The following is a 24698-nucleotide window of genomic DNA, read 5'->3' on the forward strand; positions in this document are numbered from 1 at the left end:
GCCGATGGCCGAGCGGCGGCTCCGAGGTCAGCGGTAGAGGCGCTCGGCGTAGGTCTCGCCGTAGTAGCTCTCCAGCTGTTCGAGGCTCTCCTCCACTTTCTGCACGTCCTTGACGATCCTCGCGTGCGACGGCAGGACCTCGGGCTCCCAGCTGTCCGGCTTCCACAGCGAGGAGCGCAGGAACGCCTTGGCGCAGTGGAAGAAGATCTGCTCGATCTCCACCACGAGCGCGAGGTGCGGGCGGTGGCCCTTCACGATCATCTCGTCGAAGAACGGGGCGTCGCGCAGGAGCCTGGCCCGGCCGTTGACGCGCAGGGTCTCGTGGCGGCCGGGGATCAGGAAGATGAGCCCGACGTGCGGGTTCTTCAGGATGTTGCGGAATCCGTCGGCCCTGCGGTTGCCCGGACGGTCCGGGATGGCGATCGTGGTGTCGTCGATGACATGGACGAACCCGGCCGGGTCGCCCTTGGGCGAGACGTCGCAGGTGCCCTCGTGGTCCGACGTGGCGATCAGGCAGAACGGGGAGGCCGCCAGCCACTCCCGGTCACGCTCGTGCAGCCGTACGCGCTCCTTGGTCGCCGCCCTCGGCATGACCTCGCCGAGCACCTCGCGCAGCTCCGCCTCGGACCCGATCTCCGCCCAGCTCATATGCTCTCCCTTCGGAAGTTGTCACCATTTTGTCAGGGAGAGCGTGAGTCACCAGCGGCGGGCGTTCGCCATCAGGCCCAGCTGCGCGTCGCGTTCCACCGCGAAGCGGACCGGGTCCATGCCCTGCCGCTCGGCCCGCAGGTGCAGCAGGGTCAGCTCGGTCGCCGCCTGCTGGTAGTCGCTCATGGCCCGGCCGAGCCCGGCGCCCCTGGCCCACTTGCGGGCCGCCTTGCGGCCGGACAGCGTGCCGAGCATCTTGACGTCGGCCTCCGAGATCAGCCCGGTCTGCCGGTAGCCGGGCAGGTAGACGTCCATCCTGGCGACGAGCTGGCGGCGTTCGACGACGGTCACGACGATCAGCAGGACGAGCGCCGCCATGATCACGAGGTACGCGGCGGCCACCCAGGCCAGGGAGTTCGTGCTGGCGGCGCCGTTCCAGAGGCCGTGCAGGAAGACCGCGAACAGGTAGCCGAACGGGATCGCGGCGAACCTGAGCGGGCCGCGCCTGGTCAGGGCGTAGGCGACGCCGAGGCCGATCATGGAGGTGTAGATGGGGTGGCCGAGCGGGTCGATGAGGCCCCTGATCACGAACAGTTGCAGCGCCCCGCCGGCCCCATCCTCACCGTAGGCGAGCAGGTAGTAGCCGATGTTCTCCACGGCCGCGAAGCCCAGGCCGGCCATGGAGGCGTACACGATGCCGTCGGTCAGCCCGTCGATCTCCTGTCGCCTGCGCAGGAGCAGCAGCAGCGCCGAGCCCTTGAGCGCCTCCTCGATCACGGGGGCCAGCAGGACGGTGCCCACGTCGTCGACGACCGCCTCGCCGAAGCCGGCCCTGGTGAACAGCGCCTCCCCCAAGGCCGACAGCGCGATGCCCAGCACGATCGCCACTCCCCCGCCCCACGCGAACGCGAACGCCAGGCTCAGCTTCGGCTCGGGCTCCAGCCGGTCGAGCGAGAGCACGGCCGCCAGCAGCACGGGCAGCGGCGCCACGCCGAGCAGCGCGGACAGGCCGAACCCCACGGGCCCGCCGGACAACAGCATGAGGGCCAGCGCGATCAGCGCCAGCGCACTGGAGACGACCAGGCCGATCAGAAGTGCCTTGCTGGGTCGCTGGACTGGCATGGTGGTGTCTCCTTTTCGCCGGTCCGCCTACTATGCTCGGCCCGCATCTACAGCGGCTTAACGCTCACTTGATTCGCGGTAGTACGGATCCGCCACGACGGCCCCGCCGTCGGCGTACGTGTACACCTCCCGGCCGGACACGAACACCCGCAGCGCGCGGCTCATGACGTCCAGCGGGTCCCCCGACCAGATCACGACGTCGGCGTCGAGTCCGGGGCGCAGCGCGCCCACCCGGTCGTCGATGCCCATGATCCGGGCCGGGTTCAGCGTGATCGAGCGCAGCGCCTCGACCGGGTCCAGGCCCTCCTTGACCGCCAGCGTGGCCTGGTGGACGAGGAAGTGGATCGGCACGACGGGGTGGTCGGTCGTGATCGCCAGCCGCACCCCCGCCCGCGCCAGGATGCCCGGGTTTCGGAGCGAGCGCTGACGCAGCTCGACCTTGGACCGGCTGGTGAAGAGCGGGCCGATGATGACGGGGACATCCCTGGCGGCCAGGGTGTCGGCCAGCAGGTGGCCCTCCGTGCCGTGGTTGACGATCAGCTCGTAGCCGAACTCGTCCGCCAGCCTGAGCGCGGTGGAGATGTCGTCGGCCCGGTGGGTGTGCTGGCACCAGGGCAGCTCGCGGTCCAGCACGCGGACCAGGATCTCCAGCGTGCCGTCCCGGTCGAACGGCTTGCCCTCCTCGGCGGCGGCCGCCCGCTTGGCCTTGTAGTCCTGCGCCTTCATGAACGCGTCCCGGATCACCGCGGCCACGCCCTGCCGGGTGGACGGCAGCTTCTTCTGGTCGCCGTACACGCGCTTGGGGTTCTCGCCGAGCGCGCTCTTGACGCTGGTCGGCTCCTTGACCAGCATCTCGTCGACGGACCTGCCCCAGCACTTGATCGCGACCGTCTGGCCGCCGATCGGGTTGCCGGAGCCCGGCTTGATCACCGCGGTCGTCACGCCGCCGGACAGCGCGTCGGCGAAGGCCAGGTCGGCGGGGTTGATGGCGTCGAGGGCGCGCAGGCGGGCGCCGTTCGGGTCGGTCATCTCGTTGGTGTCCTGGCCGGCCCAGCCCTCGGCCTCCTCGTACACGCCGAGGTGCCCGTGGGCCTCGACGAACCCGGGCAGCACCCAGCCGCCGGCGGCGTCCACGACGGGGGTTCCCTCGGGCACGGCCACGTCCCGGCCGATGGCGGCGATCTTCCCGTTCTGGACGAGTACGGTGCCGCCGTCGATGGGGTCGCCATCGATCGGCACGACATATCCGCTGGTGATAGCAAAATCCATGATTTGTAACCTACCGGTGGGCGGGTCGTCGGGCCCGTACAGGTCTCATGGGTGGAGTGGCGCGGGGATAGGCTGACATATCCGCATTCGCAGATGGAGAGGACGTATGTCGGAAACGTACGGGCCAGGCGCAGGCCCGGACCCTCTGTCCCTCGGCGACGAGGAACTCTCACTGCTGCTGGCCGGGCAGCGCTTCGGCGCGCTGGCGACGAACAAGAGCAACGGTCACCCCCACCTGTCCACCGTCCTCTACACCTGGGACCCGGACCAGCGCGTGGTGCGGATCTCGACCATCGCCGACCGGCTCAAGGTCCGGCAGCTCCACAAGGACCCGCGCTGCGCCCTCTACGTGGCCAGCGACGACTTCTGGTCCTACGCGATCGCCGAGGGCCAGGCGGAGCTGTCGCCGGTGAGCGCCGAGCCGGGCGACGAGGTGGGCATGGAACTCCTCGCGATGCAGCAGAACATGGACGACCCGTACGCCTTCCTGCGGCAGATGGTCGAGGACCGGCGGCTGGTCGTCAGGATCCGCGTCTCGCGTCTGTACGGGACCGCCCTGCCTGTCTCATCCTGATGGCGCGGTGCCGGTTGTAGGCCACCGACGCGATCACGACGAGGACGAGCCCCAGGTCGATGCCCGCCGACCAGCGCATGGCATCGACGTGGTGCCCCCCTTCCGCCACCGCGAAGAACACCGCGCCGATCACGGCCACACCGCCCGCGCCCGCGAACTGCTGCGCCGTGCTGAGGATGCCCGACCCGATGCCGGCCTGGTGCGGGGCGACCTCCACCAGGGCCGCGCCGATGAGCTGCGGCAGGACCAGCCCGTTGCCCGAGCCGACGAGCATGAGCGCGACCATGATGTACGGCAGGCCCAGCCCCGCCCCGAACACCAGCATGGCCAGCCCGAGCCCGGTGACAGTGCCGCCGATCATGACGACGATCAGCCCGTACCTTCTGACCAGTCGCGTCCCCAGGAGTGACGTGACCGAGAACAGCACCCCCATCGGCGCGAACGCCAGCCCCGCCTGGAAGGCCGTCAGCCCCAGCCCGCCCTGCAGCAGCAGCGTCAGCGTGAACATGAACGAGGCGAAATACGCCATGAACGCGACGATCGACCCCACGCCCGCCAGGTAGGAGTGGACCTTGAGCAGCGCCAGGTCGAGCACCGGCTGCCCGCCGCGCGCCCCGAGCACCTGCTGCCACCGCCAGGTCAGCACGAACACGGGCACCGCCGCCGCCATGCTGACGAAGGTCCAGACGGGCCAGCCCAGGCTGTTGCCCAGGCCGAGCGGCACCAGCACCAGGGCGAGCCCGGCGGCCAGGCCCGCCGCGCCCGGCAGGTCCAGCCTGGCCCGCCGGGCCGTCTCGACCTCGGGCAGCAGCCAAATGGCCAGCGGCACCACGATCAGGCCGACGGGCAGGTTGACCAGGAAGATGGCCCGCCAGCCGAGCCCCAGCGCGTCGGCGGTCAGCAGCAGGCCGCCGAGCACCTGGCCGGCGATCGAGCCGAGGCCGCCCGCGACGCCGTACCAGCCGAGGGCGTGCGCCCGCTCCGACGGCGAGTAGACCGCGGAGATCGTGGCCAGCACCTGCGGCACCATCACCGCGCCCGCCAGGCCCTGGAGCAGGCGGGCGGCCACGAGCTGGACCGGGTCGAGGGCGATCCCGCACAGCACGGACGCGATCGTGAACGCGACCACGCCCCAGACGAACAGCCGCCGGTAGCCGTAGCGGTCGCCGAGCCGGCCTCCGGTGATCATGCCGGCCGCATAGGTGAAGGCGTACCCGCCCACGATCAGCTCAAGGGCGGCCGGGCCCGCGTGCAGGTCGCGTTCGATGGAGGGCGCGGCCACGTTGACCACGAAGAAGTCGAACTGGGCCATGAACCAGGCCGCCAGCAGTACGGCCAGCATCCCACCATGTCTCACGACATTCAGGCTAGAGCCCCATGATTCGGCCACCTGGACAGGGTCGCGTGTCGAATGCTCATCGGTCGGGCACCGGCAGGTTACTCTGCCATCAACTAGCGGTCATGCGATTTGGTCATCGTCGAGTCGACTGTCTCTCCCCACCCGAGGAGACCCATGTTCAGGCGACTCGCCGTCATGATCGTGATCTCGTCCACCCTCCTGACGACTCCCGCCGAGGCGGCCACCGCCGTCCTCAACGTCGCCCACCGGGGCGCCTCCGCGTACGCGCCCGAGAACACCGTCGCCGCCTTCGAGCTGGCGGACGACCAGCGGGCCGACATGTTCGAGTTCGACGTCCAGGAGACCAAGGACCACGAACTGGTCCTGATGCACGACACCACGCTGGCCCGTACGACCAACGTGGAGCGCGTCTACCCCGACCTGGCCCCGTGGCGGGTCGGCGATCTCACGCTCGACCAGATCCGCAAGCTCGACGCCGGCTCGTGGTTCTCCGACGAGTTCGAGGACGAGCGGGTGCCCACGCTCGGCGAGGCGCTGCGCGAGATGAGCGGCTCGGGCCTGGGCCTGCTGCTGGAGATCAAGGCGCCGGAGCTCTACCCGGGCATCGAGGCCCGCGTGGCCGCCGAACTGCGCCGCCACTCCGGCTGGCTCGCGCCGGGGCGGCTGGTGGTGCAGTCGTTCAGCTGGGCGTCGATGCGCACCTTCCACCGGCTGCTGCCCGACGTGCCGATCGGGCTGCTCGGCACGCCGTCCACCGCCGACCTGCCGGGGCTGGCCAAGTTCGCCGACCAGATCAACCCGCCGTACACCTCGCTGTCGGCCTCGTACGTACGGCGCGTGCACGACCTCGGCATGGAGGTGCTCGCCTGGACGGTGGACAACCCGGACACCATGCGCCGGATGCTGAGCTACCGCGTGGACGGCATCATCACCAACAAACCAGACGTCCTGGACGACCTACTGAAGGACTGAGCTCCGGGCAGCCGGATCCAGAGTCACCCGGGACGGCGTCGGCCGGATCCTGAGCCGCCCCGAGGCCGGGCCCGCGCCAAGGCGGCATGAGCGGCCAAGGCGGCCCGAGGCGTCAAGCCGACATCAGGGGTCAAGTCGGCATGAGGGTCCAAGCCGACATGAGCGGCATGAGGGGAGGCGAGCCGAATCCGCTCGCCTCCGCCTCCCCCCATAACCGATCAGCTGCAGCCGCTGGTGGAGCCGCAGCCCTCGCAGACGTAGCAGCTCCCGGCCGGCCGCATCTTGGTGCCGCAGGTCATGCAGAGCGGCGCGTCGGCAACGAAGCGCTGGTGGCTCTCCAGCGTCAGCTCCTCGACCACCGGCAGCTGCCTGGCTTCCGACTCAACCTCCACCTCGGCCTTCGGCTTCTCCTCGATGGGCGCCGACTGAGCCAGGGCCTCGCGGTCCACCGCCTCCTGCAGCGCCGCCGGGTCCTCGCCGCGCTGCTGCGCGGCGCGCTCGGCCGCCGAGAAGATGCCCAGGGCCGCCCGCTCGTCGTAGGGGAGGTGGTCGAGGGCCAGGCGGCGGAAGATGTAGTCCATCACCGACGTCGCCATCCGGATGTCCGGGTCGTCCGTCATCCCGGCCGGCTCGAACCGCATGTTGACGAACTTGCTCATGTACGTCTCCAGCGGCACGCCGTACTGGAGGCCGATGGAGATCGCGACGGAGAAGGCGTCCATGACGCCCGCCAGCGTCGAGCCCTGCTTGGACATCTTGAGGAAGACCTCGCCGAGCCCGTCGTCAGGGTAGGACGAAGCGGTCATGTAGCCCTTGGCACCGCCCACCGTGAAGCGGGTGGTCATGCTCGGCCGCTGGTTGGGCATGCGCCGCCGGGTCGGCCGGTTGACCTCGATGACCTTGACCTCGGGCTCTACCCTGGCGCCCTCGTCCTTCTTGGCGGCCTCGTCCTTCTTGGCGCTGCCGCCGGCCGACAGCGGCTGGCCGACCTTGCAGTTGTCGCGGTAGACGGCCAGGGCCTTGAGCCCGAGGCGCCAGCCCTCCTGGTAGACCTGCTCGATGTCGTCGATCGTGGCCGACTCGGGCAGGTTGACCGTCTTGGAGATGGCCCCCGACAGGAACGACTGGGTGGCCGCCATCATGCGGACGTGGCCCATCGGCGCGATCGCCCGCTCGCCCATCGCGCAGTCGAACACCTCGTAGTGCTCCTGGCGCAGGCCGGGCGCGTCGACGACGTGGCCGTGCTCGCCGATGTACTCGACGATGGCCTCGATCTGCTCCTGCTGGTAGCCGAGCTGCTTGAGCGCCCGCGGGATCGTCTGGTTGACGATCTGCATGGACCCGCCGCCGACGAGCTTCTTGAACTTGACCAGTGCCAGGTCCGGCTCGATGCCGGTGGTGTCGCAGTCCATCATCAGGCCGATGGTGCCCGTGGGGGCCAGCAGGCTGGCCTGGGCGTTGCGGTAGCCGTTCTTCTCACCGAGCTTGAGGCACTCCGACCACTGGCGCGACGCCTCGGAGTGGATCTTCGCGTCCATGGAGCCGACGGTGCGCAGGTCGTCGTTGGCCGCCGCGTGCTTGCGCATGACGCGCTTGTGCGGCTCGGCGTTCCTGGCGTACCCGTCGTACGGGCCGACCACCGCGGCCAGCTCGGCGCTGCGGCGGTAGGACACACCGGTCATCAGCGACGTGATCGCCCCCGCCACGGCGCGACCGCCGTCGGAGTCGTAGGCGTGGCCCGTCGCCATGAGCAGCGCGCCGAGGTTGGCGTAGCCGATGCCGAGCTGACGGTACGCCCGCGAGGTCTCACCGATCTTCTCGGTCGGGAAGTCCGCGAACGTGATCGAGATGTCCATCGCGGTGATGATCAGCTCGGTCAGCTTGACGAAGTTCGCGACGTCGAAGGTGTTGTCGTCCTTCAGGAACTTCAGCAGGTTGATGCTGGCCAGGTTGCAGGAGGAGTTGTCCAGGTGGACGTACTCCGAGCACGGGTTGCTGGCCGTGATCCGCCCCGTCTCGGGGGTGGTGTGCCAGTCGTTGATCGTGTCGTCGTACTGCACGCCCGGGTCGGCGCACTCCCAGGCGGCCTTGGCCATCTTGCGGAACAGGTCCCGGGCGTCCACCGTCTCGATGATCTCGCCGGTCAGGCGGGCGCGCAGGCCGAACTCGCCGCCCTTCTCCACCGCGCGCATGAACTCGTCGGAGACGCGCACGGAGTTGTTGGCGTTCTGGTACTGGACGGAGACGATGTCCTTGCCGCCCAGGTCCATGTCGAAACCGGCGTCACGCAGCGCGCGGACCTTGTCCTCCTCGCGCGCCTTGGTCTCGATGAACTCCTCGATGTCGGGGTGGTCGACGTCGAGCACGACCATCTTGGCCGCCCGGCGGGTGGCGCCGCCGGACTTGATCGTCCCCGCCGACGCGTCGGCGCCGCGCATGAAGCTCACCGGGCCGCTGGCCGTGCCGCCGCTCGACAGCAGTTCCTTCGAGGAACGGATGCGGGACAGGTTCACACCCGAGCCCGAGCCGCCCTTGAAGATCACGCCCTCTTCCTTGTACCACTCGAGGATCGACTCCATCTGGTCGTCCACCGAGAGGATGAAACAGGCGCTGACCTGCTGGGGCGACTTGGTGCCCACGTTGAACCAGACCGGCGAGTTGAACGCGAACACCTGGTGCGCCAGCGCGTGCTTGAGCTCGTGATCGAAGATCTCGGCGTCCTCGTCACTGGCGAAGTAGCCGTGCTCGATCCCGGTGCGGGTGTAGACGCCGACGACCCGGTCGATCAGCTCCTTCAGGCTCCACTCGCGCTGCGGCGTGCCCACGGCGCCGCGGAAGTACTTGGTCGTCACGATGTTGGCCGCGTTGACCGACCAGAACTCGGGAAACTCGACGCCCCGCTGCTCAAAATTGATCGAGCCGTCGCGCCAGTTCGTCATGACGACGTCACGGCGCTCCCACTGGATCTCGTCATACGGGTGCACGCCGGGCTTGGTGAAGATCCGCTTCATCTTCAGCCCCTTGCGCGGACGCTTCCCCCCGCGCGTGACTGAACCGCTGGCCGTCTCCGTCATGACTCCCCCTTCTCCGCCTTCAGCTGTGAGATCTCGGCCTCGAAGTCCGCCAGGCTCTCGAAACCGCGATACACCGATGCGAACCGCAGGTAGGCCACCTCGTCGAGGTCCCGCAACGGGCCCAGGATGGCCAGGCCCACCTCGTTGGAGGGGATCTCGGCCGCACCCTTGGCCCTGATGGCCTCCTCCACCCGCTGCCCGAGCTGCGCCAGTGAATCCTCACTCACCGGCCTGCCCTGACACGCCCGCCGCACGCCCGCGACGACCTTGTCCCTCGAGAACGGCTCTGTCACTCCACTGCGCTTGCTCACCATCAGCAGTACGGTCTCCTGCGTGGTGAACCTGCGCCCGCACTCGGGACACGTGCGGCGGCGTCTGATGGCCGCGCCGTCATCCGTGGAACGGCTGTCGATGACCCTCGTGTCAGGGTGGCGACAGAACGGACAGTGCACGCTTTCGCCTCCTAGACCTGCGGCCACCACACGCCGCGAAACCGCCGTCGAGGGACGCTCGCGCACGCTCCACAGCTAGCCATGGAGCGGTACATAAAACACAAGGTGTGGTGAACTACATCGGTGTAACTACTAGATGTTGTGGTCCAACCGTAGAAGCGCGCGACCATGAACGCAAGTTGAGCAACCCCATCGAACCGAAGTCGCTGATCAGCCCGCCGCCACCGCCAAGGCTCGGGCGTGTCGCCCGTCGAGGTGATCTTTGTGCTGCTGGAGGCGCCACATGAGCTGCGCACGCGCTCATTCGTGAACAAACCTCACAACGATACCGACCCCCACGCCTCTTCCCACCAGCCCCACCACGACCCTGCGAGGTCCCGCGACCGATGAGGGCAGCGACCGGTGAGGCCCCGCGGCCCATGCGGCCTTAGTCCCAGGGAGACTCGTGGGCCGGGTGGTCAGCGTAAGGCGGCGGTGTCGTTCGGGACGTACAGGCGGGTGCCCGGGCGGATGAGGGAGTCGGGCAGGCCGTTCAGACGCTTGATCTCCTCCACCACAGGGCTCGGATCGTCCCCCTGGGAGAGCGCGGTGGCGATGGCCCACAGCGTGTCGCCCTCGCGCACCTCCACCCACGGCAACCCTGCATGGCTGGTCACGACGACCTGCACCGCCGCCTGCCCCACCGCGCGCGTGCCCAGCCAGAACCCGCCGAGCGACAGCAACGCCATCGCGGCCACCACCACGACCCGCCCGCGCCGGGTCAGCCGCAACGGCGGAGCGGAGCGCCGACGCAGGCGCGACACCGCCCGCCGCTCACGCCACCTCGCCACGCGGCGACTCCACCGCCGCCTCCCCCAGCGCCCGCCAACTGCGCCACCCCGAGAGCGGCCGGCCCGGACGGCACCTCCCCGCGCAGCCCGGTCACCCCCTCGCGCACCTGCGGCAGCACCCCGAAGACCTCTCCCGACCCCCTGGACACCACCATTCCGAACACCGCGGACACGTCCCCCAGCACCCCGAACGTCTCCTCCGGGGCTCCGAACACGCCCTTGAGCACCGCGGACACCTTCCCTACCGCCCCGAGCACCGCGAACGTCTCTCCCAGCACCTCGGGAACCCCCCTGAGCACTGCGAACGCCTTTCCCTGAGCCCTGGTCGCCGTTCCCGCGACCGAAGATCCCTCCCCCAGCACCGCGGTCATCGCTCCCGCGACTGAGGACCCTTCCCTCGGCGCTGCTGTCATCGCGCCCGCGACCGAGGACTCTTCCCTCGGCACCGCGATCACCCCGCCCGCGACCAAAGAGCTTTCTCACAGCGCCCCGAGCACCGCTCCCGCGGCCGGAGGCCCTTCCCGTAGTCCTCCGGTCACCAGCGCCGGGGTCAAGGACCTTCGTCCCGGCGCTCCGGGCGGGACTCCGGGGACCGCGAACGCCTTCCCCTGCGCCTCGGGCCAGGCCCCGGACGCCGCGAACGCCTTCCCCGGAGCCCCGGACACCACCCCCGGGACCGAGCACCACTTCCCCAGCCCCCCGAGCGCTGCGGACGTCCTCCCCGGCAACCCGAATAGGACCCCGAGCGCCGCGCGCGTCTCCCGCGCCACCGCTTCGAGGGCCGGCACCCCCTTTCGTCCCGGAACCTCCTGGTCCACGCGCCCGCGACCGCGCGTCGCCGGCAGGGGCGCGGGCACCCCGATCGTTCATCCTCATCCCCCGCCCAGCGTCGGCACCCCCGCCCGAGCGCCGTTGACCTCTGTCCGCGCCGGATCTCCGGCCGGCCACCGTGTCGTCGCCCTCGTCCGCGCGGGCTCCTCCCCTGCCCGGCGGTACGGTGGCGTCCGCGTCGTCACCCGGACGCGGCGGCGGCACCAGTCGCAAATGGGGCCTTCCACCATGACTCGTGCGGGGCCCCAACCTCTTCCCCGAATTCCCGCGGGAACCGGCCTCAGTCCGCGTATTGTCTCCCCGTCGATCGTTACCCTGCGTGGCGTCGGCGATGAGCGTGAGTCGGTTGACGTCTTGGCTGGTCATGTCGGTATTTGTGGGTGTTCGCATGGTTGACCTCCTGCCGTGCGGCCCGAGGAAAAGACCAAATAAAGATCAGCAAATCGAACACGGTGTCGATCGAACTCCCGTACGATGTTGTACACCACGCTGGCGACAATATCGAGGAAGACTCGAACAATTGTTTGAAGATGATCTTCAACAGCGATACGGTCGCTGTGTGCGACATCGGGACCACAGACCGGGAGGTGCGCCGGTGAGGCGGGCCGCCAGGCGAGGAGGAAGAGCATGAGCGAGCAGGATGGCGCAAACGGGGTCAGCGACCTCGCGGTGCGCCGGCGCGACTCTCTGGGCCTGACGCCCAGGCAGCGCAAGATCCTTGAAGTCATCCGCGACTCGGTGCAACAGCGTGGCTATCCCCCCTCCATGCGCGAGATCGGCGAGGCGGTGCAGCTGACCAGCACGTCGAGCGTGTCGCACCAGTTGACGGCCCTGCAGCGCAAGGGTTACCTGCGTCGCGACCCGCACCGGCCGCGCGCGCTCGAAGTGCGCCTCCCGGGCGAGCCCGTGCTGTGGGTGGACCCCGACGCGACCGACGAAGAGCCCACGATCAACCGTCCCACGGCCGCTTATGTCCCGCTTGTCGGCCGCATCGCCGCCGGTGGTCCGATCCTGGCCGAGGAGAGCGTGGAGGACGTCTTCGCGCTGCCCAAGCAGCTCGTCGGCGAGGGCACGCTGTTCCTCCTGCAGGTCGCCGGTGACTCGATGATCGAGGCTGCCATCGCCGACGGCGACTGGGTGGTCGTCCGCCAGCAGCCGGTGGCGGAGAGCGGTGACATCGTGGCCGCCATGATCGAGGGCGAGGCCACCGTCAAGACCTTCAAGCGTAAGGACGGCCATGTCTGGCTCGTCCCCCACAACCCCAACTACGAGCCCATCCCCGGCGACGAGGCCAGCGTCCTGGGCAAGGTCGTAGCGGTCCTGCGCCGCCTCTAGCGGGCCAGGCCCGAGAGGGTCTCGGGCGCGCGTCATACCGCTCGCGCCGCGTTCCGGCGCGCGCCGACAACACCCCCTCCTGGGGTACGTACGGCTCCATCTCGCCTCCGGGCTCGGCCACGTCGCCATCCGGCGACCGGGCAGGGCACGGCACGCCCATCCGGACCGGGCTGTCAGGGCTCGCCGCGTGGTCCCATGCTCAGCCGATCGCAGCACCTGACGGCCGCCGGGCGTGTCGCAGGCGTCGGCCATCGAGCCTTGTCACAACGCACCGGACGTCGTCCGTATCCGTGAGTCGCCGCGCCTGGCGAGGAAACTCAGCGCCCACCGACCGACGTGGAAGCTCAGCGCTCACCGGCTGACCGCCACACGCGCGGCGGCGGTCGGCGCCCGACGAAGCAGCATCACGCTCCAGGCTTACTCCAGCACGAAGCTCGCGCTGCCCTTGAAGGCGCTCGACCCGTCGTTCTGCTCCACCCACGCCGACCCGGCCCGATGTCGCACGAAATAGCCGGGAAAGTTCACCGGGAGCGGTTGCTGTACTGCGCGGCGGGCGACGCGTGCGCGGGGCCCGGCGACAGCAGGTTGGCGATCACGATGAGCAGCGTAGTCACGACGACGGCGGCCGATCTTGCGGGCATCGGCTTCAGGCTCAGGCCAGCGGTGACGTGACCGTGAACGAGGCGTCCGAGGCGAACACCGACGTCGGCTCCCTCAGATCCAGCCGCATCTCGTAGTTGTAGTGGCGCAGGTAGCGGCCCGGCAGGTTGTACGACTCGAACGACGTGGTCCCGCCGCCCGCCAGCCCCGCCCGCCCGCAGAACGTGGCGTCGCTCTTGAAGATCGCCGAGCCGTCGTCACGCTGCAGGGTCAGCCGCAGGTTGTAGTGCCGCAGGTAGTAGCCGGGCTGGTTGACCGACTGGAACGAGTAGCAGCCGGAGTGCGCGAGCCCGGCGGTGACGGTGAACGTCGCGGACTGGCGGTCGGTCAGCGAACTGGAGGCGGAGAGCGGGTCGACGTAGGCGAACTGGTCGCGGTGGCGTACGTACCGGTCGGGGAAGTTGGCCGAGCGCAGCGACCGGTTGCCGGTGGGCACGGCGGTCGCGTCGCCGGAGTCCTCGCGCAGCACGGTGAAGTGCCTGGCCGTCCCGGACAGGCCGGGCAGTTCCGCCTTGGCCCCGAACGACGCCAGGTTCGAGCTGTCGGCGTAGTAGTAGCGCCCGCCCGTGTAGTTGTCGAAATAGATCCGCCACCTGCCGTCGGGCAGCCGCGTCAGCGCCGGGCCCTCCAGGCCGGAGCCCCAGCCCGCCCAGTTCCCGGTGCCGGTGAACGTCCACGGGCCGGTGAGCGAGGTGGCGGTGGCGTGCTCGATGTACTTGGTCGTCTCGTTTTTCAGGAAATTGTGGTACGTGGAACCGGCTTTGACGACGAAGCTGTCGATGTAGTTCGCGGGGATGCCCAGCGGCACCGGGGCGCTCCACGACGACAGCGCGCTGTTGGCGGCGGTGATCCGGTACGGCCTGAACTGCCCCGCCGTGCCCGTCGTGGACGCCGAGAAGATCACGTGCACGCTGCCGTCGGAGTCCTTGAACCACTCCGGCGCCCAGGTGCTGCCGGTGGCGCCGTTCAGCCCGACGGTGACGTTACGCAGGAACGTCCAGGTCACCGCGTCGGCGCTGCGGGCGAACCCGATGGTGTCGCCGGTCCAGTTCGTGGTGTGGACGAGGTAGTAGTAGCCGTCGGTGTGCCGCATGACGCTCGGGTCGCGGATCAGGCCGGACGGCGGCGTGTAGGCGTTCGCCCTGATGAGGTTGTAGGTGGTGGCGTTCGCCGAGTCGTAGACGTACATGTTCGACTCACTGCTGTTGGTGAACGCGGTCATCAGGTAGTGCGGCGCGGGTCCGACCGCGTGGGCGGGCGGCGCGAGCGCGACGGCCGCGACGGCGACGACCAGCGCCACGAGTGCCCGGCGAACGCTTCGAGGTGTACGCATCCAGCGGCCTCCGCGGTGTTAGCGTTAACATCTCACCGTGCCCAGGGCGGCACGGTGATGGCGTTCGCGCGTATTCGTATCCCGGGGGCGGAGCGTCGTCAATGCCCGGCGACCCGCGTGGAGTGCCCATGCCCCTCTCGGGGGCTGCTATCGGGCGGCGTACAGCTCGTGCGCGGCCGTGATCGCCTGGTCGGCGAAGGCGAGCACATCGCGCCGGCGTTCGAACGGCGAGCCGTACAAAGACTTCCGGGGTGTGCCGAAGTGCTCGCTCAGCCCGCTGACCGCGCTCGAAAGCGTCGGCAGCGCGGTGTCGTCCTCCTCGCGCAGGCGCAGCGCCTCGTTCACCACCCGGTGCCAGCGCTCGGGGAACGCCGTCAACGCGTACTGCCCGGCTCCGGACTTGGAGGTGATCTCGCCGGTCGCCAGCGTGTAGTGCAGCCGGGCGACGCCCGTGACCACCCAGACCGTGCTGTAGCCGCCGAGGCAGGCCAGCCCCCAGGGCGAGGCCAGGTGAGAAGCCCTGGCCACCCGGCGGCGCCAGTACTTGTCGAGGTTCCCGTCGGTCCAGGCCGCCAGGGCGTCTGGATCGTGCCAGATATCCAGCTCGTCGGGCTTCGGACCGCGGCAGGTCAGACCGTTCTGGGCCAGTGTGTGCCAGGTGACCGGGTTGAGGCCGCCTCGGGGGTTGATCTTCCCCGCCTGCGCCCGGGGCCGCGTCCCGAGCCCCGCGGGGTCCCTGCCGAGGTCGTCCCAGGTGAGGTAGCAGCCCTCGAACGGGTACGCGCCCAACCGGTCGTGAATGCGCTCCACCACCTCGAACGGCGCCTCCGCGGCCGTCACCGCGACGAAGTCCACGTCACTCGCGCCGGGCCGGTAGTCGCCCAGTGCCGCCGAGCCCTCCAGATAGAGACCCTCCACCAGCCCGGGGGCCTCCGCGTCGGCCACCGACAGGTAGGTCTCGACAATGGCATCGACCTTGGGGTTAGACATCATCGCCGCCCAGCCTGCCATAACCGGCCTCGCCGCCTCATCACAATCGATAATCCTAGAATTGCTGCGTGAATGAGGCATATACCCCTGAAGACCTCAGGACATCCCACGACGGCATCAAGTGGTCAGAAGTCGCACCGGACGTCATCCCCGCGTGGGTGGCCGACATGGATCTGGCCACCGCGCCCGAGGTGATCGAGGCGCTGCGCCGTCGGGCCGCCGGAGACCTGGGCTACCCGACCTGGCTCGAACAGCCCTCAGCCGGGCCGCTGGCCGAGGCCTTCGCCGAACGCATGACGAACCGGTACGGCTGGCAGCCCGACCCCTCGCTCGTGCGCTCCTTCAACGACCTCAACCAGGCGCTCCAGGTCCTCCTCCACGTCTGGACCCGGCCGGCCGACGGGGTCGCGTTGCACACCCCGGCCTACCATCCCTTCCTGGACACGCTGAAGGTCATGGAACGGCCCCTGCACCCGATCCAGCTCCACCCCGACGGGGACTCGTGGCGCTTCGAGGTGCCCGATCTGTCGGCCTGCCGGGTGCTCCTGCTCGTCAACCCGCACAACCCGACCGGCCGCTCGTTCACCCGCGAGGAGCTGACGCGGCTGGCCGAGCACGCCGAACGCCACGACCTGCTGGTCATCGCGGACGAGATCCACGCGGACCTCACGTTCGGGCCGCACCGGCACATCCCGTTCGCGACGATCCTCCCCGAACGCACCGTCACGCTCACTTCCGCCACGAAGGCGTTCAACCTGGGCGGCATCCGCTGCTCGGTGGCCCACCTGGGACACGCAGGCGTCCGCAAGGCCCTGGAGGCGCAGCCGCCCTTCGTGTTCGGCTCCGCGAACCTCTTCGGCGTCGAGGCCACGGTGGCGGCCTGGCGGCACGGGGACGCGTGGCTGGAGTCGACCCGCGCCCTGCTGGACCGCAACCGCCGCATGATCGCCTCCCGCCTGCCCGCCTCCGTGGGATATCGGGTCCCGGAGGCCACGTACTTGGCGTGGCTGAACGTGGGGCGGCCGGGGATGGCGGAGGTGTACGAGCGGGAGGCCAGGGTGCGCCTGGTCGACGGGGCTGCGTTCGGGCCGGGGGGCGAGCACTACGTCCGTCTGAACTTCGCGACCACGGAGGCGATCCTGGCCGAGATCCTCGACCGCCTGACCGAGGTGCCCTGACCCGGGGGTCTTCGCGGGCGTGGCGGGCCCACGACACTCCCGCCACGCCGCCGGACGGCTGGTGCCCGGCCCGCCGTCGCGCCTCCCAGCGGGCGCGCGGGGTGGAGGGACTCCCGGGGGACGCAGGACGGTCCTTGCGCGGAGGCCGAGGCGCGCCCTGGGACGGCGCGGCGTAGCGGGCGCGCAGGGGCGGCGGTGCGAGCCACCAGCGGGGGCCGGTGTGAGCGCCAGTGGGGGTGGCAGTGCGAGCCACCGGTGGGGTAGCGGTGCGAGTGCCGGCGGGTGGCAGCGTGAGCGCCGGCGGGTGGCAGCGTGAGCCACCAGCAAGGCAACGGTGAGGGCCGCCAGCAGAGTGGCGGGGTGAGTGCCGGTGGGGTGGAGCGGTGGTTGGGGGGGTGGCCCCGACGGCGAGGTGGGCGGTCGGGGCGGCGGTTGAGGGTGGTGTGTAGGGAAAGGGTCAGGTCAGCGGCGGGAGGGGTGGCGCCGTGGCGGGAGGGTGTTCTTCGAGGGCGGCCAGCGCCAGCTCGATCGCCTTCTCGAGCTGCGGGTCCCGCCCCGCCACCCGGTCCTGCGGCGTGATCACCACCTCGACGTCCGGCTCCACCCCGTAGTTCTCCACACTCCAGCCGTGCCCTTCGAGCCAGAACGAGTACCGAGGCTGCGTGACCCGGGTCCCGTCGACCAGCGTGTAGCGGGAGTCGATGCCGATCACCCCGCCCCACGTCCGGGTCCCCACCAGCGGGCCGATGCCGCGGATCTTGATGCCGGCGCTGACGATGTCCCCGTCCGAGCCGGCGAACTCGTCGGTGATCGCCACGATCGCCCCCCGGGGCGAGTCCTGCGGATAGCGCATCGGCTCGTAGCCGCGGGCCCACGTCCACCCCGTGACCTTGCGGGAGAGTTTCTCCAGCACGAGCTCCGACAGGTGCCCGCCGCTGTTCTCGCGCACGTCCACGACCAGCCCGTCGAAGGCCATCTCGGTACGCAGGTCGCGGTGGAACTGCGCCCACCCGGTCGCCACCATGTCGGGCACGTGCAGGTATCCGAGCCGGCCGCCGGAGGCCTCCCGGACGTGGGCGCGGCGGCTCTCCACCCAGTCGTGGTAGCGCAGCCGGACGTCGTCCGCGATCGGGCTGACCACGACGCGGCGCGTGTCCCCGCCGGCGGCGGGCCGTACGGTCAGCTCGGTGGGCTGGCCGGCGGTGCCCGCCAGGAGGGCCGACGGGCCGCGTACCGGATCCACGGGACGCCCGCCCACCGCGACGATCGCGTCGCCGGGACGGACGGCCACCCCGGGCGCGAGCAGCGGGGAGCGCGCGTCGTGGTCGGAGGACTCGCCGGGCAGGATGCGTACGACCCGCCACACGCCGTCGTCGTCCCTGGCGAGGTCCGCGCCCAGGAGTCCCTGGCGGCGGCGCGGGTCGACGCCGTTGCCGATGGCGCTCGCGTACGCGTGGGAGGTGCCCAGCTCGCCCTGCGTCTCCCAGAGCAGGTCGATCAGCTCGGAGTGGGCGCCGATGCGCTCCACCAGGGGCTCGTAACGGTCGAGCACGCCCTGCCAGTCGACCCCGTTCATGTCCTCGCGCCAGAAGTGGTCGCGCATGAGGCGGCCGGCCTCGCGGAAGCCCTGCCGCCATTCGGCGATCGGGTCGATCTCCACGGTGATCCGGTCGAGGTCGATGGTGATCACCTCGTCGCCCTCGGTGGCGGCGCGGGTCTGCAGGCCGCTCTTGCCGTTGACGACGAGCCGGCCGCCGTCGCCGCTGACCTCGAACGAGCGCACCTCCCTGCCCAACTCGGCCTTGGCGCGCTTCTTGAGGTCGTAACGCTCCAGCACGATCTCGTTGACCGGCTCGGTGCCGTCGCCGAGCTGCCCGGCGACGGGGTGGCGCAGCCAGAGCAGCGCGTCCTTGGCGGTACGCAGGTTGCCGTAGCGGCCCGCCGGCACCGGCACCGGCACCACGCGCGAGGAGAGCCCCTCGGGATCGACCTCGGTACGCGGCGCGTCGTCGTCCTTCTTGTCGTCCTTGGCGGGCTTGTCGTCCTTGGCGGGCTTGTCGTCCTCGCCGTTGAACCCGCGCCCCTGCAGGGAGGGGTCGAACGGCGACGGCGTGGTGGCCCGTAGGGGCACGATGTACGGCTTGCACCCGCCCTGGAAGCCCATGTCGAAGACGTGCGCGTCGTACGCCGGGTCGAAGGTCCGCACCGACAGGAACGCCAGGTGCTTCCCGTCCTTGGTGAACACCGGGTCGAAGTCGGAGAACCGCACCGGCGTCACGTCGATCACCGACGTCCCGTCGACCCGCCCCAGCTTGATCTGCGACAGCGGCTCGTCCTGCGGGTGCGTCCAGGCCAGCCACCCCGAGTCGGGCGAGAACGTGAGCCCGCTGACGTCCCCCTGCGTGGTCCGGTCGAGCTGCCGGATATTTCCGGACTCGATGTCGACGACCAGCAGCCGCCCGTCGTGCGTGGCGACCGCCACGTGCTTGCCGTCCGGCGCGGCCTCAAGTTCGAGCACCCGTCCGAGCTCCCCGGCGGCCAGCGTCGTGATCTCGCCGCCCGGCGTGCCGATCTCCAGCCCGTCCTCGCCGCTGGCGTCCGACACCCACACGGCCCGGCCGTCCGCGCCGAGCACGCGCGGCAGCCGTACCCGGACGCCCGCCTGTGCCCGCAGCGCGCCCGCGGGCCCGTCGCGGTGGGTCACCCAGTGGGCGGTGCCGCGGATCTCCACGGCGCTGGCCCGCCCGCCCGCGTCCGGCGAGAACGCGCCGGCCCGCAGCGGCGCGGGGCGCTTGGCCCGCCCTGGCCGCGGCCCGCCCAGCGTCACCTCCAGCCGGTACGGCTCCGCGTCCAGGCTCTCCAGCAGCCACAGCTCACCGGCGTGGCTGTAGATGACCCGCTCCCCGTCGCCGGTGGCGTGGCGGGCGTAGAACTCCTCATGCTCGGTGTGCCGGCGCAGGTCGGAGCCGTCGGGCAGGGCGGAGTAGAGGTTCCCGACGCCGTCGATGTCGGCCAGGAAGACGAGCCGGTCCCCCACCCAGTTGACCGCCCAGTACTGCGCTGTGCTGTCGGCGAACAGGTGGACGAACTCCCCGTCGCCCTCAGCGTCGACCCAGATCTTGCCGGCCGTGCCGCCCCGGTACCGCTTCCACTGCGACGGCTCGCGCCACATCGGCGACACGGTGGCGACCCGCGCGCCGCTGACGGCCACCTCGCTGACCCACCCGTACGGCAGGCGCGTGGCGGGACCACCGTCGAGCGGCACCGCGTACGCCCAGTTCCGGCCCCGCTCGCTCTGCCCGGCCGAGGTGACCGCCAGCACGTCGCCCTCGGCGGTCCAGCCGCGCACGCCGGTCGTGCCGTTACCCCAGTAGGTCAGCCGCTCGCCCTCGGGGCCGTCGATCCCGGCCGCGAACACCTCCGGTGCGCCCTCCTTGTCGCTCGTCCACGCGATGCGCGTGCCGTCGGGCGAGAATCTCGGGTGCGACACCGATGCGCGATCGGCGGTGAACCGCCACGCCCTGCCTCCGGACAGGGGAGCCAGCCAGACATCGTCGTCGGCCACGAACGTGACCACGTCACCGTGGACATGCGGGTATCTGAGGTATGCGCCAATTGTCACACGTGCACACTAATGCCAGATGCCAAGGTCAGCCCAAGAATTCTCCCCCGAACGGCCCCACCACGTCCCGCGAACTGCCAAGTGCGGGATGTGCCGGAAATGCCCGGGAAGAGGGGGAATTATGAGGTTCTTCGCCCGCCCACACCAGCTCCCGCCCCGCCTGGCGGCCGGAGCCGTCATCCTCAACTCCGGGCTCGGCAAGGCCGACGCCGACGAGCAGACCGCGGCAGGCTTGCACGGCATGGCCGCGAACACGTACCCGTTCCTGCGCGACATGGACCCGGTGGCCTTCACCAGGCTGCTCTCCAGATGCGAGATCGCGCTCGGGACGGCGCTGCTCGTGCCGTTCGTGCCGTCGCTGCTGACGGGGGCCGCGCTGACGGGGTTCGCGGCGGGCCTGCTCGGCCTGTATCTCAAGACGCCGGGGATGCGGAAGGACGGCGGCCTGCGCCCGTCCGAGCAGGGGATCCTGCTGGTCAAGGACGTCTGGCTGCTCGGCATCGGCCTGGGGCTGGTGATCGAGGAGCTCCAGGCCGCCGACTAAGGTCGATAAACCCGGGTATCCGGGACGATATGGTACAAATCGGCTACACCTTGATGTCCGAGCAGACCCCCGCGCGGGAGCTGGTCGACTACGCCGCGGTGGCCGAACGGATCGGCTTCGACTACGCCGTCATCTCCGATCACTACTTCCCCTGGGTCGAGGAAATGGGGCACTCGCCGTACTGCTGGTCGGTGCTCGGCGCAGCGGCCCGGGTCACCCGGCGCCTGCCGCTCATGACGTACGTGACCTGCCCCATCATGCGCTACCACCCCGCCGTGGTGGCCCAGAAGGCGGCCACCATGGGTGTGCTGAGCGAGGGCAGGTTCACGCTGGGCCTCGGGTCGGGCGAGAACCTGAACGAGCACGTCATCGGCGAGGGCTGGCCGCCCGTCGACACCAGGCACCGGATGTTCGCCGAGGCGATCCGGATCATCAAGCTGCTGTTCGGCGGCGACTACGTCACGTACCAGGGCGAGTTCTACGACGTCGACTCGGCCAAGCTCTACGACCTGCCGGACCGGCCGGTCCCGCTCGCCATCGCCGCCTCGGGCGGTCAGTCCGCGGAGATCGCGGCCGAGTACGGCGACGTGCTGGTGGTCAACGATCGGATGCCGGACGTGGTCAGCGTGTTCAACGCCGCCGGCGGGCAGGGCAGGCCCGTGTACGGGCAGCTGCCGATCGCGTACGACACCGATCCCGAGGCCGCCAGGCAGCGGGCGCACCGGCTGTGGCGCTGGGCCGCGGCCGGCGGCTGGAAGGTCCTGGCCGAGCTGCCCGGCCCGGTGAACTTCGCCGCCGCGACCGGCACCGTACGGCCCGAGGACGTGGCGCGTACGGTGCCGTGCGGGAACGACGTGGACGCGGTCGTGCGAGGCGTCAGGGAGTTCGCCGACGCCGGATACACGCACGTCGCGCTCGTCCAGATCGGGCACGACCAGCAGCAGCCCTTCTTCGACTGGGCGGAGAAGGAGCTGCTGCCGGCCCTGCGCGAGCTATGAGTTACGGGACGATGTTGACCAGCTTGGGCGCCCGGACGATCACCTTGCGGGGCGAGTTCGTCAGGTAGGGGGCGACCTTCTCCGAGGCCAGCGCCAGCTGCCGCAACTCGTCCTCGGTGATGTCCGGCGAGACCTCCAGCCGGTCGCGCACCTTGCCCGCCACCTGCACCACGCAGGTGACCGACTCCTGCACCAGCAGCTCGGGCTCGGCCACCGGCCACCCGGCGAAGGCGACGGCGCCGGTGCGGCCCAGCCGCTCCCAGCCCTCCTCGGAGGTGTACGGGGCCACCAGCGACAGCATGATCGCCAGCGTCTCCGCGGCCTCGCGCACCGCCGGGTCGCCCGCGCCCGGTCCGGAGTCGATGGCCTTGCGGGTGGCCGAGGTCAGCTCCATCATGCGCGCCACCGCCACGTTGAAGCGGTAGGACTCGATCAGCTTGGTGACCTCGTCGATCGTGCGGTGGGTGACCTTGCGCAGGTCGACGTCGCCGCCCTCGAACGCCACGCCGGCGGCGCTGTCCACCTCGGACATGACGCGCAGCGCGCGGGCCAGGAACTTCAGCGACGCGGCCGGCGAGAGGTCGGCCCAGTCGATGTCGTCCTCGGGCGGCCCGGCGAAGACCATGGTCAGGCGCACGGCGTCGACGCCGAAGTCGTCGATCTGCTTGCCCAGGTCCACGCCGTTGCCCAGGGACTTCGACATGGCCTTGCCCTCGTTGATCACCTGGCCCTGGTTCAGCATGCGCTTGAACGGCTCGGTGAAGTCGACCATGCCCATGTCGTGCAGGACCTTGGTGAAGAACCGCGAGTACAGCAGGTGCAGCACCGCGTGCTCGATGCCGCCGACGTACTGGTCGATCGGGCCCCACTTGCGCACCTGCTCGACGTCGAACGGGCCCTCGGTGTAGCCGGGCGAGCAGTAACGCAGGTAGTACCACGACGAGTCGACGAACGTGTCCATCGTGTCGGTGTCGCGCTTGGCCGCGCCGCCGCACTTGGGGCACTCGACGTTGACCCAATCGGTGGCACTGGCGAGCGGGGAGACACCCTTGGGCGACAGCGCCTCGCCGCGCATGTCGGGCAGCGTGACCGGCAGCTGCTCGTCGGGGACGGGCACCTCGCCGCAGTCGCCGCAGTGGATGATCGGGATCGGCGTGCCCCAGAACCGCTGGCGGGACAGCAGCCAGTCGCGCAGCCGGTAGTTGACCGCGCCCGTGCCCCTGCCGTCGTGCTCCAGGATCTCGATGATCTTGGAGATGGCCTCGACCTTGGTCAGGCCGTCGAGCGGCCCGGAGTTGACCAGCGTGCCCTCGCCCGGCGTGGCCTCGCCGGTCTCGCCGGGGTCGGCCAGGCCGGTGTGCACGACGACCTTCACCGGCAGCTCGAACTTCACCGCGAAGTCCAGGTCGCGCTGGTCGTGGGCGGGCACGGCCATGATGGCGCCGTGGCCGTAGTCGGACAGCACGTAGTCGGCCGCCCAGACCGGGATGCGCTCGCCGTTGACCGGGTTGATCGCGTGGCGGCCCAGGAAGACGCCGGACTTCTCCTTGTCGGTGGACAGCCGCTCGATGTCGCTCAGCTTGGCGACCTCGGCGCGGTAGGCCTCGAACTCGGCGCGGTGCTCGTCGGTGACGATCTCGTCGGCCAGCTTGGCGTCCACGGCGACCACGAAGAACGTGGCGCCGAACAGCGTGTCGGGCCGCGTGGTGTAGACCTGGACCGGCTCGTCGCGGCCCTCGATCTCGAACAGCACGTCGGCGCCCTCGGAGCGGCCGATCCAGTTGCGCTGCATGGTCAGCAGCCGCTCGGACCAGCCCTCCTGCAGCTGCTCCATGTCGTCCAGCAGGCGCTGCGCGTAGTCAGTGATCTTGAAGTACCACTGCGTCAGCTCGCGGCGTACGACGTCGGCGCCGCAGCGCTCGCACTTGCCGGCCACGACCTGCTCGTTGGCCAGCACGGTCTGGTCGTTGGGGCACCAGTTGACCAGGCCCCCCTTGCGGTAGGCCAGCCCGCGCTCGTAGAACCGGTTGAACAGCCACTGGTTCCACCGGTAGTAGTCGGGGTCGCTGGTGTGCAGACGGCGCGACCAGTCGAAGGACAGCGCGTAGCGCTTGAACGAGGTGACCTGCGTCTCGATGTTGGCGTAGGTCCACTCGGCCGGATGGGCGTTCCGCTTGATCGCGGCGTTCTCCGCCGGCAGGCCGAAGGAGTCCCATCCGATCGGGTGCATGACGTTGTAACCCTGCTGGTTCCAGTAACGCGCGACCACGTCGCCCAGCCCGAAGGCCTCGGCGTGGCCCATGTGGAGGTCGCCGGACGGATAGGGGAACATGTCGAGCATGTAGCGGCGCTCGCGCGGGTCACCGGGGTCTTCGCTCGCCCGGTAGGCTTCCTGCTCCTCCCATCGCTGCTGCCACTTGGCCTGCAGCGCCTGCGGATCGTACTCACTCACGGCTACTGTCCTTCTGGCTTGATTCGGACCCATAAGAAAACCCCCCGTGCACACAACGAGGGGTAGCCGCGACGGCGAGAATCTTCAGGGCCGTCGCGGCCCGCTAAGAAGCAGGGTCGCGGAACGCATGTGTCAAGCCTAGCGCACGTCTTCGGCTGAATGCAGATACTCGATCGAGGTCCACAGGCACAATGGACCCTTCAGGTCCAGCGAGACCTGATGGTGATGTATCCGTTGTGACCTCTTTCGTCCCCTAAGAATACCCTTGTCGCCGTGGTGTACCCAGCTGAGCCCGATCGACCGGAGGTAGGCCTGCCCATGCAGGACCCGCCGACGGATCCGCACGGCTTCGCTCGTTTCGCTGCGGAAGCACCTGTATCTCCTGGAAAATCCCATGAGATCATGCCTGGTACGTCAAATCCGGATATAACGGGCTATCCGGACGGAGCCTCGG

The 24698-nt window shown here is 69.9% G+C and carries 19 protein-coding genes; 6 read left to right on the plus strand and 13 right to left on the minus strand.

Going from position 1 to position 24698, the window contains the following annotated elements; all coding sequences use genetic code 11:
* Positions 1 to 27: 27 nt before the first annotated feature.
* Genes ABZS69_RS20480 through ABZS69_RS20490 form a run of 3 tightly spaced genes read right to left on the minus strand, consistent with a single transcriptional unit; the run spans position 28 to position 3039 of the window.
* Positions 28 to 648 (minus strand): pyridoxamine 5'-phosphate oxidase family protein, encoded by a 621-nt coding sequence (locus ABZS69_RS20480; protein ID WP_355374468.1) that lies wholly within the window; start codon positions 646 to 648, stop codon positions 28 to 30.
* Between the two features lie 48 nt (positions 649 to 696).
* Positions 697 to 1770 (minus strand): PrsW family intramembrane metalloprotease, encoded by a 1074-nt coding sequence (locus tag ABZS69_RS20485; protein ID WP_355374470.1) that lies wholly within the window; start codon positions 1768 to 1770, stop codon positions 697 to 699.
* A gap of 57 nt (positions 1771 to 1827) precedes the next feature.
* A complete protein-coding gene (locus ABZS69_RS20490; protein ID WP_355374473.1) occupies positions 1828 to 3039 on the minus strand; it encodes an amidohydrolase in 1212 nt (403 codons plus the stop codon).
* A gap of 106 nt (positions 3040 to 3145) precedes the next feature.
* Here ABZS69_RS20490 and ABZS69_RS20495 point away from each other — a divergent pair, with 106 nt between their 5' ends.
* Positions 3146 to 3613 (plus strand): PPOX class F420-dependent oxidoreductase, encoded by a 468-nt coding sequence (locus tag ABZS69_RS20495; RefSeq protein WP_355374475.1) that lies wholly within the window; start codon positions 3146 to 3148, stop codon positions 3611 to 3613.
* Here the strand turns inward: ABZS69_RS20495 and ABZS69_RS20500 are convergent.
* Positions 3561 to 4970 (minus strand): MFS transporter, encoded by a 1410-nt coding sequence (locus ABZS69_RS20500; protein ID WP_355374478.1) that lies wholly within the window; start codon positions 4968 to 4970, stop codon positions 3561 to 3563. The two genes, ABZS69_RS20495 and ABZS69_RS20500, sit on opposite strands and share 53 nt — an antisense overlap.
* A gap of 156 nt (positions 4971 to 5126) precedes the next feature.
* On the opposite strand from ABZS69_RS20500, the gene ABZS69_RS20505 reads away from it, so the two are divergent.
* Positions 5127 to 5945, plus strand: a complete 819-nt coding sequence (locus ABZS69_RS20505; RefSeq protein WP_355374480.1) for a glycerophosphodiester phosphodiesterase family protein — start codon at positions 5127 to 5129, stop codon at positions 5943 to 5945.
* Positions 5946 to 6163: 218 nt separating this feature from the next.
* Here the strand turns inward: ABZS69_RS20505 and ABZS69_RS20510 are convergent, their stop codons facing one another.
* From ABZS69_RS20510 to ABZS69_RS20525, 4 genes are all read right to left on the minus strand, one after another.
* The gene (locus tag ABZS69_RS20510; protein WP_355374483.1) at positions 6164 to 9019 is read right to left on the minus strand and encodes a vitamin B12-dependent ribonucleotide reductase; all 2856 of its coding nucleotides are present in this window, start codon (positions 9017 to 9019) and stop codon (positions 6164 to 6166) included.
* Positions 9016 to 9471: a transcriptional regulator NrdR gene (gene nrdR, locus ABZS69_RS20515; protein ID WP_111183346.1), complete on the minus strand. Its 456-nt coding sequence runs from the start codon at positions 9469 to 9471 to the stop codon at positions 9016 to 9018. The genes ABZS69_RS20510 and nrdR overlap by 4 nt, the downstream gene beginning before the upstream one ends.
* Positions 9472 to 9929: 458 nt before the next feature.
* Positions 9930 to 10241 carry a LysM peptidoglycan-binding domain-containing protein gene (locus tag ABZS69_RS20520; RefSeq protein WP_355374486.1) on the minus strand — a complete coding sequence of 104 codons (312 nt, stop codon included), beginning with the start codon at positions 10239 to 10241 and terminating at the stop codon, positions 9930 to 9932.
* Positions 10232 to 10672, minus strand: coding sequence for a hypothetical protein (locus tag ABZS69_RS20525; protein ID WP_355374489.1), 441 nt, complete (start codon positions 10670 to 10672; stop codon positions 10232 to 10234). Before ABZS69_RS20525 ends, ABZS69_RS20520 begins: the two co-directional genes overlap by 10 nt.
* 1087 nt (positions 10673 to 11759) lie before the next feature.
* Between ABZS69_RS20525 and lexA the strand changes: the two genes are divergently transcribed.
* Positions 11760 to 12467 carry a transcriptional repressor LexA gene (gene lexA, locus ABZS69_RS20530; RefSeq protein ID WP_221520107.1) on the plus strand — a complete coding sequence of 236 codons (708 nt, stop codon included), beginning with the start codon at positions 11760 to 11762 and terminating at the stop codon, positions 12465 to 12467.
* A 417-nt stretch (positions 12468 to 12884) separates the two neighbouring features.
* Here lexA and ABZS69_RS20535 read toward each other — a convergent pair whose 3' ends face one another.
* The 3 genes from ABZS69_RS20535 to ABZS69_RS20545 all read right to left on the minus strand — a co-directional run bounded on the left by ABZS69_RS20535 (position 12885) and on the right by ABZS69_RS20545 (position 15453).
* Positions 12885 to 12992, minus strand: coding sequence for an AbfB domain-containing protein (locus tag ABZS69_RS20535; protein ID WP_355374492.1), 108 nt, complete (start codon positions 12990 to 12992; stop codon positions 12885 to 12887).
* Between the two features lie 127 nt (positions 12993 to 13119).
* Positions 13120 to 14460 carry a glycoside hydrolase family 43 protein gene (locus ABZS69_RS20540; protein ID WP_355374495.1) on the minus strand — a complete coding sequence of 447 codons (1341 nt, stop codon included), beginning with the start codon at positions 14458 to 14460 and terminating at the stop codon, positions 13120 to 13122.
* Positions 14461 to 14607: 147 nt separating this feature from the next.
* Positions 14608 to 15453 carry an aminoglycoside adenylyltransferase domain-containing protein gene (locus tag ABZS69_RS20545; protein WP_355374498.1) on the minus strand — a complete coding sequence of 282 codons (846 nt, stop codon included), beginning with the start codon at positions 15451 to 15453 and terminating at the stop codon, positions 14608 to 14610.
* A 65-nt stretch (positions 15454 to 15518) separates the two neighbouring features.
* Between ABZS69_RS20545 and ABZS69_RS20550 the strand changes: the two genes are divergently transcribed.
* Positions 15519 to 16628: an aminotransferase class I/II-fold pyridoxal phosphate-dependent enzyme gene (locus tag ABZS69_RS20550; RefSeq protein ID WP_355374500.1), complete on the plus strand. Its 1110-nt coding sequence runs from the start codon at positions 15519 to 15521 to the stop codon at positions 16626 to 16628.
* 457 nt (positions 16629 to 17085) lie between these two features.
* On the opposite strand, the gene ABZS69_RS20555 is transcribed toward ABZS69_RS20550, so the two are convergent.
* Positions 17086 to 20250, minus strand: coding sequence for a PDZ domain-containing protein (locus ABZS69_RS20555; protein WP_355374503.1), 3165 nt, complete (start codon positions 20248 to 20250; stop codon positions 17086 to 17088).
* A 121-nt stretch (positions 20251 to 20371) separates the two neighbouring features.
* On the opposite strand from ABZS69_RS20555, the gene ABZS69_RS20560 reads away from it, so the two are divergent.
* Together ABZS69_RS20560 and ABZS69_RS20565 are read left to right on the plus strand one after the other, a co-directional pair.
* On the plus strand, positions 20372 to 20794 hold the full coding sequence (locus ABZS69_RS20560) for a hypothetical protein (protein WP_355374505.1): 423 nt from the start codon (positions 20372 to 20374) through the stop codon (positions 20792 to 20794).
* A 29-nt stretch (positions 20795 to 20823) separates the two neighbouring features.
* The gene (locus ABZS69_RS20565; protein ID WP_355374507.1) at positions 20824 to 21792 is read left to right on the plus strand and encodes a TIGR03557 family F420-dependent LLM class oxidoreductase; all 969 of its coding nucleotides are present in this window, start codon (positions 20824 to 20826) and stop codon (positions 21790 to 21792) included.
* Between the two features lies 1 nt (position 21793).
* Here ABZS69_RS20565 and leuS read toward each other — a convergent pair whose 3' ends face one another.
* Positions 21794 to 24277 (minus strand): leucine--tRNA ligase, encoded by a 2484-nt coding sequence (leuS, locus tag ABZS69_RS20570; protein ID WP_355374509.1) that lies wholly within the window; start codon positions 24275 to 24277, stop codon positions 21794 to 21796.
* Between the last annotated feature and the right edge of the window lie 421 nt (positions 24278 to 24698).

The organism is Nonomuraea sp. NPDC005650 (assembly GCF_040605375.1).
Lineage (GTDB): Bacteria > Actinomycetota > Actinomycetes > Streptosporangiales > Streptosporangiaceae > Nonomuraea.